At 70.2% G+C, this 16,659-nt stretch carries 17 protein-coding genes; 4 read left to right on the forward strand and 13 right to left on the reverse strand.

Going from position 1 to position 16,659, the window contains the following annotated elements; genetic code table 11:
- A partial coding sequence (locus HS045_RS35220; protein ID WP_230885250.1) for a hypothetical protein occupies positions 1–299 on the forward strand: 299 nt, incomplete at its 5' end.
- Positions 296–1,102 carry a hypothetical protein gene (locus tag HS045_RS33360; protein WP_196455630.1) on the forward strand — a complete coding sequence of 269 codons (807 nt, stop codon included), beginning with the start codon at positions 296–298 and terminating at the stop codon, positions 1,100–1,102. The genes HS045_RS35220 and HS045_RS33360, both read left to right, overlap by 4 nt.
- Before the next feature lie 61 nt (positions 1,103–1,163).
- On the opposite strand, the gene HS045_RS33365 is transcribed toward HS045_RS33360, so the two are convergent.
- The 11 genes from HS045_RS33365 to HS045_RS33415 all read right to left on the reverse strand — a co-directional run bounded on the left by HS045_RS33365 (position 1,164) and on the right by HS045_RS33415 (position 14,156).
- Positions 1,164–1,478 (reverse strand): hypothetical protein, encoded by a 315-nt coding sequence (locus HS045_RS33365; RefSeq protein ID WP_196455631.1) that lies wholly within the window; start codon positions 1,476–1,478, stop codon positions 1,164–1,166.
- 267 nt (positions 1,479–1,745) lie between these two features.
- Positions 1,746–6,398 carry a MobF family relaxase gene (gene mobF, locus HS045_RS33370; protein ID WP_196455632.1) on the reverse strand — a complete coding sequence of 1,551 codons (4,653 nt, stop codon included), beginning with the start codon at positions 6,396–6,398 and terminating at the stop codon, positions 1,746–1,748.
- Between the two features lie 360 nt (positions 6,399–6,758).
- Positions 6,759–7,136, reverse strand: a complete 378-nt coding sequence (locus HS045_RS33375; protein WP_196455633.1) for a hypothetical protein — start codon at positions 7,134–7,136, stop codon at positions 6,759–6,761.
- A complete protein-coding gene (locus HS045_RS33380; RefSeq protein ID WP_196455634.1) occupies positions 7,133–7,543 on the reverse strand; it encodes a hypothetical protein in 411 nt (136 codons plus the stop codon). The genes HS045_RS33375 and HS045_RS33380 overlap by 4 nt, the downstream gene beginning before the upstream one ends.
- 2 nt (positions 7,544–7,545) lie before the next feature.
- Positions 7,546–8,637 carry a hypothetical protein gene (locus HS045_RS33385; RefSeq protein WP_196455635.1) on the reverse strand — a complete coding sequence of 364 codons (1,092 nt, stop codon included), beginning with the start codon at positions 8,635–8,637 and terminating at the stop codon, positions 7,546–7,548.
- A gap of 141 nt (positions 8,638–8,778) precedes the next feature.
- Positions 8,779–10,824: a hypothetical protein gene (locus HS045_RS33390; protein WP_196455636.1), complete on the reverse strand. Its 2,046-nt coding sequence runs from the start codon at positions 10,822–10,824 to the stop codon at positions 8,779–8,781.
- A gap of 356 nt (positions 10,825–11,180) precedes the next feature.
- Positions 11,181–11,369 carry a hypothetical protein gene (locus HS045_RS33395; RefSeq protein WP_196455637.1) on the reverse strand — a complete coding sequence of 63 codons (189 nt, stop codon included), beginning with the start codon at positions 11,367–11,369 and terminating at the stop codon, positions 11,181–11,183.
- A 390-nt stretch (positions 11,370–11,759) separates the two neighbouring features.
- Positions 11,760–12,506, reverse strand: coding sequence for a hypothetical protein (locus HS045_RS33400; protein WP_196455638.1), 747 nt, complete (start codon positions 12,504–12,506; stop codon positions 11,760–11,762).
- Positions 12,507–12,646: 140 nt separating this feature from the next.
- Positions 12,647–13,327: a hypothetical protein gene (locus tag HS045_RS33405; protein WP_196455639.1), complete on the reverse strand. Its 681-nt coding sequence runs from the start codon at positions 13,325–13,327 to the stop codon at positions 12,647–12,649.
- Between the two features lie 61 nt (positions 13,328–13,388).
- Entirely contained in the window at positions 13,389–13,547 is a 159-nt protein-coding gene (locus HS045_RS33410) for a hypothetical protein (protein WP_196455640.1), read from the reverse strand.
- Between the two features lie 372 nt (positions 13,548–13,919).
- The gene (locus HS045_RS33415; RefSeq protein ID WP_196455641.1) at positions 13,920–14,156 is read right to left on the reverse strand and encodes a hypothetical protein; all 237 of its coding nucleotides are present in this window, start codon (positions 14,154–14,156) and stop codon (positions 13,920–13,922) included.
- Between the two features lie 24 nt (positions 14,157–14,180).
- Here HS045_RS33415 and HS045_RS33420 point away from each other — a divergent pair, with 24 nt between their 5' ends.
- Both HS045_RS33420 and HS045_RS33425 read left to right on the forward strand, forming a co-directional pair.
- Positions 14,181–14,480 (forward strand): hypothetical protein, encoded by a 300-nt coding sequence (locus tag HS045_RS33420; protein ID WP_196455642.1) that lies wholly within the window; start codon positions 14,181–14,183, stop codon positions 14,478–14,480.
- A gap of 104 nt (positions 14,481–14,584) precedes the next feature.
- Positions 14,585–15,319, forward strand: a complete 735-nt coding sequence (locus tag HS045_RS33425; protein ID WP_196455643.1) for a nuclease-related domain-containing protein — start codon at positions 14,585–14,587, stop codon at positions 15,317–15,319.
- A gap of 320 nt (positions 15,320–15,639) precedes the next feature.
- On the opposite strand, the gene HS045_RS33430 is transcribed toward HS045_RS33425, so the two are convergent.
- Together HS045_RS33430 and HS045_RS33435 are read right to left on the reverse strand one after the other, a co-directional pair.
- Complete coding sequence (locus HS045_RS33430; RefSeq protein ID WP_196455644.1) at positions 15,640–15,978, reverse strand: hypothetical protein; 339 nt, start codon at positions 15,976–15,978, stop codon at positions 15,640–15,642.
- Between the two features lie 133 nt (positions 15,979–16,111).
- Positions 16,112–16,636: an NUDIX hydrolase gene (locus HS045_RS33435; protein WP_196455645.1), complete on the reverse strand. Its 525-nt coding sequence runs from the start codon at positions 16,634–16,636 to the stop codon at positions 16,112–16,114.
- Positions 16,637–16,659: the final 23 nt, after the last annotated feature.

The raw sequence follows: 16,659 nt of genomic DNA on the forward strand, positions 1-16,659 counted from the left end.
ACAAGCTGTGGGTGAAGTCCGGCGTCGGTATCCAGGGTCTCCGCCCGGTCCAGCCTCGGCCCATCCCGGCGGCCATGCCGGAGCTGCTCCATAAGATCCGGTTCGAGATGGAGCAGCAGACGGACGCTCAGCAGGTGGCGCCGTCCCCGCCGGATGAGATCGCCGCGCGACGGGCCCGGCGCAACCCCTATGGCCGGCCTCGACCGTTGCCGTCTGCTCCGGAGGAGACGCGGCCCATGCCGCCCCTTCCGCCGGAGGAGTGGAACCCGTGGCAGGAAACCGGAGAGCATGACGGATGAGTGACGACTACCTCGGTGACATCGGCCCGGACCCCCGGGCCGATGGCTCCGACGAGACGATGACGGCGCTGGTGGTGCTCGGGACGGAGCTGGGGGAAGCGCGTGCCGCGCTGGCCGAGCTGGGCGACCGCCTGGACAAGTTCGGCGAGCGGGCCAACCATCTCAATAACCGGGTGGAGACCCTCACCGCTCTGTCGGAGGAAGTACGGGCTCTATCGGCCAACGTCGCCAAGCTGCTGGAGAAGCCAGCCAAGGAGGAAGCCCCGTCCCTGGTGGTCGACCTGGCGCACATCCCGAAGGAGAACCTTCCCAATGCGCTGGCGGAGCTGCTGAGCTGGGTGCGGGATGTGTTGTTCGCCGGCTGGCCCCACGCTCAAACCTTCCTGGGTGCATGCTGGCCGCACCATCCCGAGATCGTCAACGCGATGCTGTGGTTGCGGGCGGCCTACCATGCCGCCTATGACGCAGAAGACACCTCCCCGCACCGGGCGGCCGACTTCTACTTCTGGCTTCGCGACATCTTGAAGTGGGCGGAGGAACGTACCCGCTGCCCCGAAGACAGACCGCATCGCCTTCTTCCCGAACGACGTGATGACGGTGATGTCTTGGCGGAGGCGCTGCGACGTCCAATCCTTGCTGAGGTCTATCAGGCCATGCAGCTCGGCAACGACCCCGATGCCTCACCCGAAGATGTGCAGGCGGCGCGCGAACGGGTCAGTCGGCTGTCCCAAGAGCACGGGATCACCCGTGAGGAATATGCCGAGTACGCAGCGCTGAGGAAAGGGACTCCGCGCTCCTACTGACCAGGGAGAACACGTCAGGCCCGTACCGCTTCGGTACGGGCCTGATGCGTTCTCGGCGGCGCTACTCCTGGATGGGCACCGGGCGGTAGTCGTTCAGCGCGAACAACCAGCACAAGGCGTCCTCGGCGCCCTCGACGTACCGCGGATGCGGGCGGGCCTCCGGCCGTATACGCCCCTCGGCCAGATCCAACGCCACCCGCGTTTCATGGTAGACATCCCCGAGATCCGGCGGCCACTGCCCGGAGGGGTCGCCGCTGATCGGCCCTGCCCGGGTCTCGGCTTTGCCGATGGCCCACCACACGGCGGTCAGCACACCCTTGGCGTACGTGGTGGCGTCGTGGCTCATCGTGGCGGCCCGGTGGAAGTCCTCAATCACCGCGGAGACCGCTTGCGGGGATCGAATGATCCCCAGGCTTGACCGTGCCCGTCTTTGCCGCATTGTCAGACGTCGCCGCGGGCCACCAGGCTCGTCCAGCAAGGCTCGAAGCTCTGCTCTCTCCTGGCCGCTCAACGGCCTTTCATCGAAGAAGTCAGGGAACGCCGCTTCGATTTCGGCTCGTGAAAGTTCAGGAGGGCCGCCGGCCGCCGGGCTGCTCATAGCCATCACGGTAAGCCCCTCCTCCGACATCTGACCATCATGTGATCAGCGTCCTCGGCCCATCGTGGGACCGTCGTCGTAGTTTGGTGCCCGGTGCTGCTCGCGCTCCGCGCGTCCGCGTTCGCGTTCCTCCAGTGCGCTCCGCTCCATGGCTGCCCGCTGCTGCTCGCGCTCGATGGACTGTGCGTCCACCTGGCGGGACCGCTCGGTCCTCTGGTTCTCCTGCTCGGGCTCGCGCTCGGCCTCGCGCGCTTGGGTGATCGCTCGCGCGGAGCGGGCTGCCTCCAGGGCCTCGGCCAACGCCGGATCGGCCTCCCGGTCCACCGACCGGACGCCGAACAGCTCCAACGTCTGCTGTCCGGGGGCCTGTTCGCGCTCGGTCTTCTGGCGCTGCTGCTCGCGCCGGGCCTCCTCGCGCTCGACGTCCTGGCGCTGCTGCTCGGCTTCCTGTTCACGCTCGGCCCATGCGGCGGCGCGCTCGGCGGCGCACTCGATCTTCGGGCCAAGGTCCAATGTCAGCTGACCCTCCGCGACCGCCGGCGTCTTCTCGCGCTCGACGTTCTGGTGCTGCTGCTCCTCGATCCGCTCGTGGGCCTCGGACTGGTCGACGTGCAACGGCGGCAAGAGGCGCTCGTCAATGTGCTCTCGCCGGCGGAGCTCGGCGTCCGCGCGCATGGCCATAGAGCGGACTGCTTCGGTGGTCCGGTGCCAGAGCTTGCGGGCTTCGTGGACCTCGGTCAGGGACTTCACCCGATCACTCAGCCCGCGGGCAAGCGCTTCTTGCCCGCGGGCCCGGCCCTCCAGTGCGGCGGCGCTCTCCGGGTTGTGCGCCTCCAGGCTCCGGGCCTGCTCGCGGAGTCGGACGGCCTCGGCCTCCCGCTCGCGCGCCTGAATGGAGGTCTGGCGGAGCTCCTCGCCGACGTGCGGCGGGGCCCATCGGGCTTCGCGCTCGTAGCGGGACCGCATGACCCACAGCTCACCATCGGTGGCGCCGCTGATCTCCCGGGAGGTGTCCGGTCGGCCCATCGCGTCGTACGCTGCCCACCATGCCGTGCGGGCCTCGGGGTTGGCCCGGGACGGTGCCGGCCCGATCGCCTCGGTCGTGGTCTCGTAGCCGTACTGCTCCCGGTAGGCCATGATCCGGCCGGCGCGCTCGGCCCACGCTCCGCGCTCGATCGCGTCTTCGGGGTGGGGCTCGCCGATCGCCTGGGTCAGCCAGGTCGGCGGGCGCTCTAGCGCGTCCTGGCCCAGCTCGGCCTCCCGGACCTCCATCCGCGCGGAGATCTCGCCGAGCAACCTGTCTGTCTCCGGGATGCCCATGCTCGGGGTCCGCTCGCGCCAGGTCCCGCGGATCTGCTCCTCGCTGACTTCCAGGCGGTCGACGTCGATACCGCGTTCGGCGCCGGCCTGCTCGATCCGCCAGTGGAGTGTCTCGGCAACGCTGTTGGCCGTGTCCAGTTCCCGCTCTCGGATCGCGGCCTCAAAGATCGCCCCGGCGTTCTTGCCGGACATCTCCAACGTGCGGAGCAGACGCCCGAGCGTGTCCTTGGCCTCATCGTCGCGGAGCCGGGCGGCGTCGCTCGCCGACAGAGCGCCGGACTGCTCGGCCCGGGTGATGTACGCCTCGGCGGTGCTCGACCGGATCTGATCAATCCACATCGACCCGAGGTGACCCAAGTTCCGGGGCCGCTCCCCTTCCTCGATCATGGCTTCAATGCCGGTCTTGGAAGCGTCCTCCCGCTCCAAGATCCCGGAGAGCACGGTGAGCCGGTCGCCCTGCGCTCGGCCCTCAAGCGCCTCCCGCTCGGTGGCCGACCGCTCCGCTTGGTCTCCGAGCAACTCCTTGGCGCGCTCCTGGGCCTGCTCCGGTCCGGGCCGCAGATCGGCCTCCCGGACCCGGTCGACCGCTACGTACGCGTAGTTGCCCTCAGCACCGCGGGTCAGCATCACATACAGCATTTCCCGGGTGCCGCTATCGTCGACCAGGGAGTGACAGGTGGCCACGGTGCGGCCCTGAGCCGCATGGACGGTGCCCGCGTACGCAAGTTCGACGTGCTCTTGGACGTACTCTGGATCCAAGGTGATGATGTTGCCGTACGTTCCATCTGGGTTGACCATGCGGGCCAGGACGCTTCCATCCGGAGCGACGTGGCCAACCTCCATGACGTCGCGGTTGAGGTAGGCGTATTCGCCGTCCTCTCCCTTGACGTTCTGCCTGGTCATGATGAGATCACCGCGGCCGGCGGTGTTGCCGTCGTGCAGCCTCGTCCCCTCCGGGGAAACCTTCTTCAGGGTGACCAGTTCTTCCCGGACTCGGGCGGCCAGCTCGGCGGCCTTCTCATTGGTCGGGGCCAGCAGCAGCGTGGACTTACCCGCCAGGTGGTCAGCGAGGAACCCCTGATAGGCGGCGGTCTCCATCTCCTCGCGGGTGCCGTCCAACAGCCGGCCGCGCTGGTCGTACTCGATCAGCGCTTCGGCCAGGCCGTCGCGGAGCTGGACCGATGCCTCTCGCTCCCACTCCTCGCGGAACCGGACGACTGTGGCGAGTTCTTCGGCTCCGCCAACGTTGACCAGGTGCCGCATCGCCCCGCCGGCCTCCGGCGCTGAGAGCTGCGCGACGTCGCCGGCCCACACCACCTTGGCGCCATACCGGTCGGCGTAGCGCTGGATCTGCTCCAGGTGCTCGGTGGTGACCATGCTCGCCTCATCAACGACGATGAGCTGACCTGCGGTTAGCCGGGCTTCCCCCTTCTTCATCTTCGTCAGCCACATAGCGATGTTGCTCGCGTCGTCCAGGCCCTCCCGGCGGAGCACTCCCGCGGCGTTCTGCGCGGTCGTCAGACCCAACGTCGGCTTGCCTGTGCCCTGGCGCCACACGTCCGCCAGCGCGGCCACGGTACGGCTCTTGCCGGTGCCGGCGGCACCGAGCAACACGTCCGTGCGGCGGCTGGAGGTCGCGATGCCGAGCACCGCGTTTGCCTGGTCGGCATACAGCCGCTTGACCCCCTCGGGCGCGGCCGTGCGGGGGTCAAGCGCAGCGAGCTCGGCTTGCTCGTGGGTCAAGCCGATCAGCTCGGCGACGCGCTCGGCGGTCAAGCGGGGCGCTCCACCTGCGAGCGCGGACGTGGTCAACGCCGCTTCACGGTCGAGCTGGTCCGCAGTGACGTACCGCTCGCACGCCTGGGCCTGGTAGACGCTGCGCCCGTCCGCCCGCCGCAGACTCTCCGGGATGTGGACCACGTCCGGGGCGGTCAGCAGCCGCACCCCCGCCGGCCCGGCCGGGTTCAGTGCCGCGTCGGTGAGCTCCTCCAGCACCGCCTCCACTCGCTCAGGGTGCAAGCCTCCGAGGTAGTCGGGAAGGTACCGGTCAATGAACCGGGTGAGCTCGAACCGGCTGAACTCGGCCTTCTCCTTCTGCGCGTCGGCAACGGCGGCCTGAATGACCTTCGCGAGCTCGGCGTCTCCGAGAGCCTGGGCCTTGTCGGCGGTGCGGCCCCGGCTCAGCCTGCCGAGCACCTTGCTCGGGATCTCGCTCAGCCGCTGGAGTTCCCGTGCTCGGGTCCGCTCCTCCCACGAGCGGAGCTGCTCGGCCGGGCTCGGCGCGTCCGGACGCTTGGTCTTGGCGCGCTTGGTGTCCTTGGTGGCGATCTGGCCCATGGTGAAGAGCTGGCGGGCGGTCGGCTGGCGGCCGTGTTTGGCCACATACGCCTCTACCTGCTGCTCAATGTTCTTGGTCACCGCCGCGCGGCGGGTGCTGAACTCTGCGATCAGCTCAGGGGAGACGCCCACTACCTCGCGGCCGTTGCCGTCCGGCCGACTGCGGAACTCCAGGCCCAAGCGGCGGGCCAGGTACTCAGTCATGACGCGCTCGCCATGCACCGCGGCGGCGGGGCGTGCCCGGTAGATCGCTTTGCCGTCCAGGGCCCGCCACTTGCCGTCCGCGCAGAGCTGTCTATTGAGAATTGCCTGGTGAACGTGCAGTTGGCAGTCCCCGTCGCGGTTCGTGTGCTGCTCGAACCGTGCCACCACCCACTGATTCGCCTCGACCCATCGCCCGGTGGTCCGGCCAGCGGTGTCCTTGCCGTGGTAGCCGGCGCGGGCCTCGCCGGCGTTCTCCTGGAGGTAGCGGAGACTCGCCTCGGCGCCCAGCCGTACGCCCTCCCACACCACGTCGGCGGCCTCGCGGTACTGGGCAGCCAGCACCGTTTTACCAGCGGTCTCGGCCTCCTGGGCGGCGGCCAACAGCCCCGCGTGAACCAGCGTGATCGACTTGGTCGGGGAGAAGGTCGCGTCGTGGTGGATGACGGCCTGCCGGGCATCCTTCTTCGCCTTGATCCGGATCTGCTCGCGCCGCTCGGCGGTCGCCTCCGGCTCCGCGGCCAACCTCTTGGCGTAGATCGTTTCCCAGGACTGGAACTCGGATCTCCGCCGGCCGAGTCGCGCCTTCTCACCGTCGGGAACCGCGTCGTTCATGAACTCTGGGTCGCGTGGATCAAGGAAGTTCTCATAGAGCTTCTCCATCACCGGGCCGTCGATCTCGCTCCCCGGCTCCAGTCCGAGCGCCTCAGCGCCGCGTCCCCACCACCGGCCCGGCGGCTCGCCGTGCTCGACGGTCGCTGACAGATAGTAGTTCTCCGCACCCTTGCCGACCTGCCGCGTCAGGTAGCGAGGGTCATACCCGGGAGCGATGCTCAGCACGTCGACCCTCCTCCCGCCCGGTGAGCCGTCGCCCCCTCGGGGCGGCAGGCGACACGTATCAATGATCGTCAAGCTACGCTCATCCTACCAAGATCATTAATAAATGCGTAGGTGTGATGGCTTTAGTTTGTGGGGTGTCATCGGTGCTGTTGGGTGAGTGGATGGGATGGCTGAGGTGAGATCGGTTGATGGTCGGTGGGAGGTCTGGTTGAGGCGGGATCGGCTGTGGGGTGCTGTCGTGAGGATCTTGGGCTCGATGGGGGGTCGCGGTGGTGGTCATGATCGCTTTTGCGGATGATAACGCTGCGTCACCGTGCGCTGGAGGCGGCCATGATCAGCGGCGGCGTCGTCGGACGATCGTCACGGGTTGCCGAAGGGTCTGACCTCCAGGCGGCCCCGGCGGTGCTCGTGGCTACTCTGTCGGCCTTCGGTCCAGGTCCACACGGTGACCATCCCCGGCTCCTGCGGGGCCTGGTGCTCGACCTGCACCCGGTCGACGTCGGGGCTCTGGGACTGCTGGGCGGCCCACGCGATGATCTCCGGCCAGCTCGTTTCCACGACCCACTCCGAGACGCGCCAGGTTCCGCCCCGGCCCTGCACCGTGGCGACGTAGGCTTCCCGGGCCGGGGGCGCCGGCCGCGCTGTACGGCTCAGCCGCCGGTCCCACCAGCCGAACAGGGCCACGCAGGCGGCCAGGGCCGCGGCTGCGGCCACCAGAGCGACCAGGGCGGCCGTCATGACGCCCGGCCCGGCTGGTGGCGTTCCTCGCTGATCAGGGCGCCGTCCTGCCACGTCCACTCGGTCACGTAGCCGTCGGCCACGGGGGTGCGTAGGCGTACCGTCACCCGGTCGTACCGGCGATCCTGGGAGTCGGCTGCGGCCTGCTCGGAGACCTCGGGCCAGTACCCGGGAGTCCGGCGCAGCTCGTATCCGGTTCCCCGGTGCCAGATGGTGACGTAGGGCAGACGCGGATACCCGCCGGCCTCCCATGCAAGCACCTGCTCCGCCCTGGCGACCACGCGGCGGCGCTCGGCCCGGTTCAGCCGCGCGACGCTGACACAGCTATAGATCACGGCGCCGACCGATACGCCGGCGATGCCGGCGAACGCGGCCCAGGCCCATCCGGGCCACCCCAACAGCGGCATGATCACGCCTCCTCGTCCGCCGAGCGGCTCTGCTCGGCGCCCGAGCGGAGCCGGGCAAGTTCCGCTCGAACCTCGGTCAGCTCGCGCTCCAGCGTGCTCCGCGCGGCGCGTTCGCGCTCGGCGGCGGCTTCTGCGGCCTCGGCTCGATGTTCCTGCGCGCGGGCTGCGTCGGCCAGGGCCTCGGCCGTACGGCGGGCGGCCTCGGCCTGCTCGGCGTGGGCTCGCTCGATCGTGGCCCGGGTCCGCTCGGCATCGGCGCGGATCTGCTCGACCTGCACGGCGGCGCGCTCGCGCTCGGCGGCGGCCTCCGCGCGGACCTCCTCGACCAGGGCGCGCGCCCGCTCGGTCGCCTCCCTGGCCTCGGCCAGGGCGTCGTCTCGCTCGCGCTCGGCCTGGCGGACCTGCTCGCCGGCCTCGGCGCGGGCCTGCGCCACGGCCGCGTCTCGCTCCTGCTCGGCCTGACGGACTTGTTCATCGGCCTCAGCACGGGTCCGCTCGACTTCGGCGCGCATCTGCTCGCGCTCGGTGCCGAGCTGCTCGCGCGCCTGCTCTGCGCGCTCCTCGGCGTCCTGTGCCCGGCAAAGAGCGTCCTCGGCGGCGGCGTCGGCCTGCTCCCGCTCGGCGCGCTCGCGCTCGGCGACGGCCACGGCCCGGCGGGTGGTCTGCTCGGCGGTCGCGGCGCGGGCCTCGGCGCTCGCCACCTGCTCGGCGGCGGTCGCGTGGGCGGCGCTCACCTCCGCGGCTGCGGCGTCCGGGTCGCCGGCGGTGTGCAGCTCAGCCAGCACCCGCGCCAGGTCCTCCGACAGGCGCACGGCGACGGCCTCGACGCGCTCGACCAGTTCCCCGGCGCGGGCCTGGCTGAGGGTCACCGGTCGTCCCAGGTCCTCCGGCATCGCGGCGTCCGCCTCGCCGACGCCGACCTTCTGGAGCCGCTGGCGCTCGCGGTACGCGGTCAGGGGCGTGTGGGTCGGGTCCACGCAGTACAGCGGAGGTCGGCCGGGCTTGTCGGTCGGCGCGGGGGCGGGCGGCGCCGAGCACCCGGGGAACCGGCATACCGCGGCCTCGTCCTGCTCCTGTTCTGTGATCTGAGTCATACTCCGACCCTAATTTATTAATTTCATTTCTGCTATGGAAAGAATGAAATTAAATAGCGGTCGCGGCGCTGGGCTGATCGCCGCTCGGTGGCTCGCCGGCGTGCTGGGCAGGGTGGGTGACCGCGGCTGCGAGGCCGGTGGTCAGGCGGTGGCCGCGAGACGCTGCATGGCCAGGTCGACGCGCGCCGCGCGGTGGTCGGCGCGGCCTTCGTGGTCGCGCGGGTAGCGGTCGCGGTTGCCCCAGCGCGGGAGCCCGGCCAGCAGGAGGCGGGTTTGGTCCGGCCCTGGGGGTCGGCGGCGCTTGCCCTTCGTGCGCATCCATCCGAGCTCGGCCAGCCACCAGGCGTAGGCGTCGCGCTCGATCGCGTAGGCGCGGTGGCGTCGTTCGCGGGTGCCGGCCGCGCCGATTCGGGCCGCGACGGTCGCCAGACTGGTCCGGGTCCGTCGCCACGCGCCCGGGGCCGGCCGGTCGCTGCGCCGGGCGAGCTGGTGGGCCTTCAGGATCTCCAGGTGCCGCCGGACGGTGCGGAGGCTGTAGCCGGTGACCCGGGCCAAGTCATTTACTTTGTAAAGGCCCGTGCTGAGGGCCGCGGCGGTGATCGCCACATGACGTCCTAGTCCGGCCTGGTCTCGTGCGGGGCCCGGGTGGGTGAACACGTCGTGGCTGAGCAGCGCGCGGCGCGCGGTCAGCGATTGCCGGTGAGCTTCACGGGCCGCCCGGTGTCGTCGGACCTCTCCCACCTGGGGTGGGTTCCCTTGTGTCCCACCCTGTGCAAGCGACTCGGGAAGCTTGTTCGTCACAGGCGTTGCGGAGGCGTCTTCGAGGGCCTGGGGAAGCACGCGGTAGCGGTGGGCGCGCTGGCCCTCGCCCGGGGTGTCCAGGCTCAACCACTCGTCCAGGACCAGGCGGCCGAGCGCGCGGGCGGCCGTGCTGCGGCCCATGCCGGTCGCCAGGGCCAGACGGCGGCAGTCGATCTCGACTTCATCGGTGACCGCCTCCAGGGCGAGCTCCAGCACGTACTCCAGTGCCCGGCGGTCGGACGGGCCGGCCTGGGTGCTCCACCGTTCCGGCTCGGCGCTGATCGCCTCCCGGACGCCGGCCACCAGCGGCACCACGGCGGCCAGGCGCGCGGCGTAGGTCTGCGCCGACTGCTCCTGTCGCTCGGCGGGTTCCTCGGCGCCCTGGTCCTCCTCGACAGGCACGGTCTCGCGGTGAAGCGTGGCGGCGTAGGCCACGGCGCGTTCCCACTGGCGGGCGATCAGGGCGGCGCGCTCGCCGGGTGAGCGGGGTCGGCTGCGCTTCCCGCCCTGGCGGCGCAGATGAATCAGGCCCGGGGCCTCCAGGTTTGCCTCCAGGAACCGGGCGGTCTCCGGAGCGCTCCAGCGCGCCAGCGCAAGCCGTACCAGGATGCGGGCGAGCTGGGCATGCCCGCGCTCGACTTCGGGCGTGGTGGCCAGCAGGGCGGCCACGTCACACGGTCGCCGGCGCCCGGCCAGGCGCGGCCCGCGCGGGCCGGACTCGATCGTCCGGACGGCCTCGGCCTCGATCTGCTCGGGCTCGACGTCGGCGGCGTCCAGCACGACGGCCAGACGCTCGACGGCCTCGGCGTCGTTGGGCTCGGCCAGGAGGTCGGCGGCGGCCTGCGGGGTGATCGGCACCCACTGGTCGACGGGCGTGCTGATGCCGCCGTGGCGGTGCGGGGCGCCGGGCGGGCGGACGCATCCGGTCCGGGCGTTGGTCAGGGGGCTGAGGTCCAGCGACGGCAGGCGGCGGGCGGCGGCGCGGGCCAGCACGCGCACCACCGCGGCGGCCGTGGGCTCGATCGGCACCCAGATATGCAGTCCGCGGCCGGGACCGGACACGCACACCAGATAGCGGACGTCGGCGGCCTCCAGCAGCTCCATGAGCTCGTCGGCGTCGCGCTCGACGTCGCCCTTCGCCCGGTCCAGGTCGAACACGATGAACTCGAACTCGTGGCGGGCGTTGGCCAGGTACCAGGCGAACGGGCCGATGGGCGGGACATCGCCGAGCTTCACCGTGGCCGCGTAGGAGTGCGCCCACTCGTCGCCGGCCTCGGTGCGCACGTCGACGCGCGCCCGGCCGCGGGGGGCCAGGGCGCGGAGCGCTGCGTAGAACGCGGCGGATTGTTGCTCGGCGTCACCCTCGCAACCGGTCTGCGGCGACACACCCGAATCCGGACATGCTGGGCTAGCCGGACGACGATGAGTTATCGTGGACTCCGTCTCCGGGTTTCTGGAGGCATGACAAAGCCGCCGGCTGGTAACCGGCGCTCATAGAGGTAAGCGGCTCCTCTCCTCCAGAGAGGCGGCTGGTAAGACCGCTTCTCCGGATGTGATGTTTTTGGGTGATTCCGGGTGGTGGGTGGTGGTGCGGGCCGTTGGTAAGACGGCCCTTCTTCGGTGAGGCAACCCGCTGGTGAGGCGGGGGTCTGGTCGGAGATCCGGCTACAGGTTGGTAGCCAGGTAAGTCGGATCTCCCGAGTCGTAGGCAAGCCCCGGTCATAGCACCGGGGCCTACGTATTTATCCGGTCAGCTCCAACGGCTTCTCCGGAGCCTTGGGCGCGAGCGGATCAAGCTCGATCAACTGCTCCAAGTAGAGGCTCAGCGAGATCCCTCGGGCCTTGGCGGCCTCGTGGTATCGCCTCTTGAGCGCTTCGGGCACGCGGGTCTGAAACTGGACGCTGCCGCCCGTTCCGTACTCCCGCGTCACTCGTCCTGTTACCCGTGGCATGGGTGAGATCATTGCGCATCTTTGGGGATTGCGCATGCAAACCATTCGGCGTGTCGCAGAAACGTTGCGCTCCGTACACCTGGTATGCCGCGCTGTACGTACGCCGAAGGGCGCGGCCGTACGGCGCGCGCCCTCGCTGGTCGTGGTGTTCCCCCTGCTGAGGTGCCGATGCCTCGGGCACCTCGTCCCCTTGCTCATGTCCTGACGTGCCGTTCAACTCCCCGTTACATGCTTGGTTAGAGAATGCCATGTTTGGGGCAGAAGCGGCGAGATTGACGCTCGCTGAGAGTGAACAATTTTGGAGCGGTTAAGGCAGCTGAGGGGCGGCCGTTCCTATTCGGTGTGGCTCGCCCCTGCTGACCTGCGGCTTTATTCCTGCCCGTCGTCGCCTTGGTCCTCGATGGGGTCGGGGACCTCGAACGGCTCGCCGCACAGTCCGCAGATCACCGGGCCTGTCTCCATGGCCTTCGGGGTGAGCTGGATACGGCGGGGCGGCGAGCACATGCACTCGACGGCGTGGCGCTGGCCGGCCCGGCGCTTCTTCTTCGCGCCGCCCTCGTCCTCGCCGGTCCCGGCGGTGCCGTCCTCGGCGCCGTCTTCGCCGGTCTCGGAGACAACCACCTCGGCCCGGTCGACCAGGTAGGCGACGGCGGCGGCGTCCAGGGCGGTGATGGTCTCGGCGTAGGCGGCGGCGGTGGCGTCGCCGAGCTCGCAGTGTGCGTAGCCGTGGGCCTTGCTCGGCTTGTCAGGAGGCGTCAGTCCGAGCTCGCGCGCCAGCTCGGCGAACTTGCCGTTGTGGTAGCGGTTGCCGTCCCGGCTGGTGTTCTTGATCCCGCGCACGGTGCCGAGCGCGTGGGCGGCCTCGTGCAGCAGCGTGGCCAGGGTCCGCTGGCCGCCGTGCCCGAACAGCTCTCCGGCAATGAACAACTCCGGGGCGCGGCCGGAACCATCGGCGAACTTCCACCGGTCGGGCCAGTGGTAGCCCCACATGTCGCCGCCGCGCTGGGCGGACGGACCGGTGATCATCACCACGTCCGGGATCTCGGGGTGGCGCTCCTGCACGGCCTTCCACGTGGCCTCCAGGGCGGTGATGATGCGTGATCCGGTGTCGGTCATCCCATTCTCTTCCTTGGCGTGTACACGCCATCAATTTCGGGTGGCGCCCGGCGTGGCGCCGTGGTCGTCGTGTGAGGATGAGGTGGTCCGGGGCCGGTTCGAGCGGTCCCGGACACCTCACCTCGGACTCGTCGGGCCGGTCATGGCGTGTGCGGATGGGGGGCGGCGCCGCAGTGTCCGCACCGGCCGGTTCCGCCGGCGTGGGCCTCGCGGTTGGTGGCGGCCTCGGCCGTGATCATGCGGGTCAGCCATTCCACCTGGCCGCGCTCCAGGCTCACCGTGCGCGTGACGCCGGTGTCCGGGTCGGTGATGGCCAGGGGCGTGGTGGGCGCGTTCTCCGGGCCGGTGGGGTAGTCGCCGAACAGGGCGGCCAGGGCCTCGGCGAGGATGGCGGCCGGGGTGGTGTCGACGGGCGGGGTGGGCATCGGCGGCCGACCGAACAGCGCGTCCACCTCGGCGACGAACGCGCGGGCGGGAACGGTCAGTTCGGCGATGTCCGGGCAGCTCCAGGGACCGCGCTCGGCTCCGCCGCCCTGCTCGGTGATCGTGCGGTAGTCCTCAGCCAGGTCGGGGTCAAGCTCGAACTCGGCGATGAAGTCGGCGGCGGGCTTCGTCGTCAGGCGGTAGTGATCGGGCTGGTCGGGGATGCGCTCGATCATGGTGACCTCGTGGCGCTCCTCGTTCAGGTGAAGCTCTACCAAGAGGTGATCGTCCAGGTAGTCGGCCAGGCCGGGCAGTTCGCGGAGACGTTCGGCCGGCTCCCTCCAGGCGAGCTCTTTCCAGGCGGTGAAGGTGTCGACGCGGATGATCTGTTCGGTCATCGGGAGTCCTCTCTTCGGCGGCGCGGGGAACGGCCGCCGCCGGGCGGGCGGTTCGTGCCGGTCATCCGTTGCGCTGCTTGAGCCACTCCGACCAGCCAAGCGGGCCGGTGTAGTGCTCATACTCCTGTTCCAGGACCAGCCGCTCCTCCACTGCGGCCTCCAGGTCCTCGGCGGCGGCGCGGGCGAAGTCGCGGCGCTCGGTCTCGGTGAGCTTGTCCATGGACACCTTCCTTGTTGGCGTGTACACGCCAACTCTATCAAGCGAAGGGGGGCCGGTCCATCGTTTCTCACCACCTCTTGCGGCTTGTTTTTCCAGCTCAGGCCGGGTGTGATGTGCCTACATCAGTCTCCGGTCCTGGGCCATCCCGTCCGCCTGGGCCGTCCAGATCACGCAGACACCGGGGGCGCCGGGCGGGGTCCCCTCCGGGGTGCCTGGCGGCCCCGGTGTCTGGGTGATAGGCCCAGAGCCGGCGGGCGGGATGGCCTAGTGCCGGAGACGACCCTTCATCGGTCCCGCCCGGGGTGTCCACCATCCCGGGGCCTGGCGGGGTCCAGGGGCGCCGAGCGCCCTGGCCGCCGGAGGCATCGGCCGTCAGGCCGACTGCCTGTCCGTCGTCGGGGCTGGCGGCCTGGCCGCGGCGCTCGGCTCGCGCGACTCCCATGCGCCGGCGCCGAGCCGGACGTCCAGGCGGAACGCCACGTCCTCGGGGACCTGCGCGCGGCTCGTCCAGCGTGCGCCGCACAGGCAGACGACCGCCTCGGGACCGGCCGTGCCTTCGAGCGGAACGGCGATCTCATGAACACACCCACTACTGTGCGTGTCAGTCATAGCACTGAGAGTAGAGCGCTGGGGATGGCTCCGGCGGGGAGAGGAGTGGGGGCACGGGTGTATGCGGTGGTTGTGGAGGTGCTGGCGGCGCCGGCGCAAGGGCTGAACACGCAAGGGCTCGCGGACTGGTTGCGGAGCTTCTTCGCGCCGCTGTTCCTGGTGATGGTCTCGGTGGTGGCGCTGTTCTTCCTGTTCACGCGGGAGATCACGCGGTTCGCCCAGTTCCTTGCCATCTCAATCTTGATCGGGCTGGTCTTCTACTTCCCGGGGATCGTTGAGGTCCTGGCACGGGGTGTCGCCGACGCGCTCGGTGTCTCGGGGTAGTCGACCGGTTCGCTGGTCGGGCGGGATTTCGTCGGCGGCCGGGTCTACCGTGAAGGCAGCTCCTCGCGCTCGTCTCCGTTTCCCCCCTGTCCGGAGGTCGCTCGATGGCTCTTCCTCGCTCTCGTACGGTCGGCGCCGGTGCGTCGGCGCATGCCCAGTACCGCGCCAAGCTCGCCGAAGGCCGACGGCAACGGATCATCGTCCGCGCAGTTCTGGCCGTGGTCGCCGCGGTGGTGGTGGGCGTCCTGGTGAGCTGGCTGGCCGGCCTGGTCGCCGCGGTGCTCGTGGCCGTGGTCGACACGGTGTATCGGTGGCGGAACCATGAGGCGGTGCGGACCTGGCGCCAGGGGGCTAAGGGCGAGCGGCGGACAGCGAGGATGCTTCGACCTCTGCGCCGGAGGGGATACACGGTCCTGCATGACCGCGCGCTCCCGACCGGACAGGCGAACGTGGACCACTTGATCATTGGCGCGGCGGGCGTCTTCGTGGTGGACACGAAGAACTGGAACCGGAACAAGAGGATCACTCGGCGCGGCCGGTACGTCCACGTCGGCAAGACCTGGGGTGACAACGCCGTGAAGGGGGTCCTGTACGAGTCGCGGCGCGTCGCCGAAGCGCTCGGCGCCGCGATCGGTCGCCCGGTCGACGTCACGCCAGTACTGGCGATCCACGGTCCCAACGTCCCCTTGCTGCGGGTCATGAAGGTGGAGGGCGTGCCGCTGCTGCGGGCCTCTCAGGTACGACACTGGATCACCCGGGGCGGCGCTCGGCTGTCGGTGGAGGAGGTCGCCCGACTGAGTGCGGCGGCGGAGCAGTTGTTCCCGCCGTACACCGGCTGAGCCTTAACCCCCTACGGCGACCGGCGACCGACACAGAGCGGATGTGCCGGCCGCCATGCGCGGTGGGAGGCTGCGCGCCCGGTGGGCGGACGGTGCGTCCGCCCCGCGGGGGTCTGGGGGCGGCGGAGCCCCCAGGGCCACCAGACCTCCGCCGACTCCTCCACTGAACAATGCGTTTACGATATGCAGTTGATCAGATACAGGAGGTGATTATGTTCGCTGCGTTGGCGCACATGGCCGAAGTCATCCCGGCGTACCCGATGCCGTTGTTCTTCGGCGGGTGACTCCTGGCGCCCCCGTGCGACTGCCCGGGGGCGCCATCAATCAGAGCGCGGACCCACACTCGTGATCTGCTGTTCCGCGCTGGACAGGACGGCGGAGAGCATCCTCTCCGGATCGTGTCCGGGCAGAGGGCCGAGCCGGGAGCGTAGACGCTCGGCGAGTTCGTCGGCCAGCTCGGCGAGTGGTTCGCCGGCCACAATCGCCGCCAGGGTCTCCAGCAGGCAGGCGGCGGCGTCGCCTTCCTCCCAGGTGAGCAAGGGCTGTGCCAGTGGGGGACGGTGCCGTCCTGAGTCGACTTGGGCGGCCAGGGCGTCGGCGAGCTCCATCCGGGTCAACCGGTTTGGCCCGCAGGCGGCGGAGGGGTTCGTGCTGTCCATGCGGCCAGCCTGGCACTCTCCCTCCCGGGTCTGTGCCCTTTCGGCCCGACAGCCGGCGCGGCGAATACGGCCAGGACCGGACCGTACTGGCGTTGCCGGCTGCCGCTGACGCCGCGGTGATCGGAGAGCGGGCTCAGAGCCAGGTGTAATTGGCATCCGTGATCGGCGGAAGCCATGGGTTCCCGGCGGGCGCGTCCGGGCTGGTCAGCGCCGACAGGGGGCCGCCGATCAACGGGAACAGCGCCAGCTCGGCGGCCTTTCGGTAGTCGATCCACTCGATGACGCCGAGCTCGGTCGCGCCGTCCGGGAGTTCGTCGTATTCGGCGGTAGCGAGCGTGTCCCGCACCTCGGGGGAGACGCGGCATCGGAAGATCAGGTGGATCTTCCGGGGCGGTGGGGTGGGGCCGGGCCGGGTGACCATCTGGTCTTGTATCCAGCACAGTTCGGGCTCGGTGGCCTGGTCCAGGTCCAGCCGGAGCTCCTCGGCGAGCTCGCGCCGCAGCGCATCGAGCATGTCTTCTCCGGTGTCGACGTTGCCGCCGGGCGGGGTGTAGTGCGAGCCGGTCGGCCGGTCGCGGCGGATCAGTGCGACGTCGTCGCCGCAGAAGACCAGGGCGCCGGTGCGGATCTTCACGCGGGAAAAGGAAGTGGTGGTCATTCGGGCATAGTGCCCGGCGTTGA

Source organism: Planomonospora sp. ID82291, from assembly GCF_015711645.1.
In the GTDB taxonomy this organism is placed as follows: domain Bacteria; phylum Actinomycetota; class Actinomycetes; order Streptosporangiales; family Streptosporangiaceae; genus Planomonospora.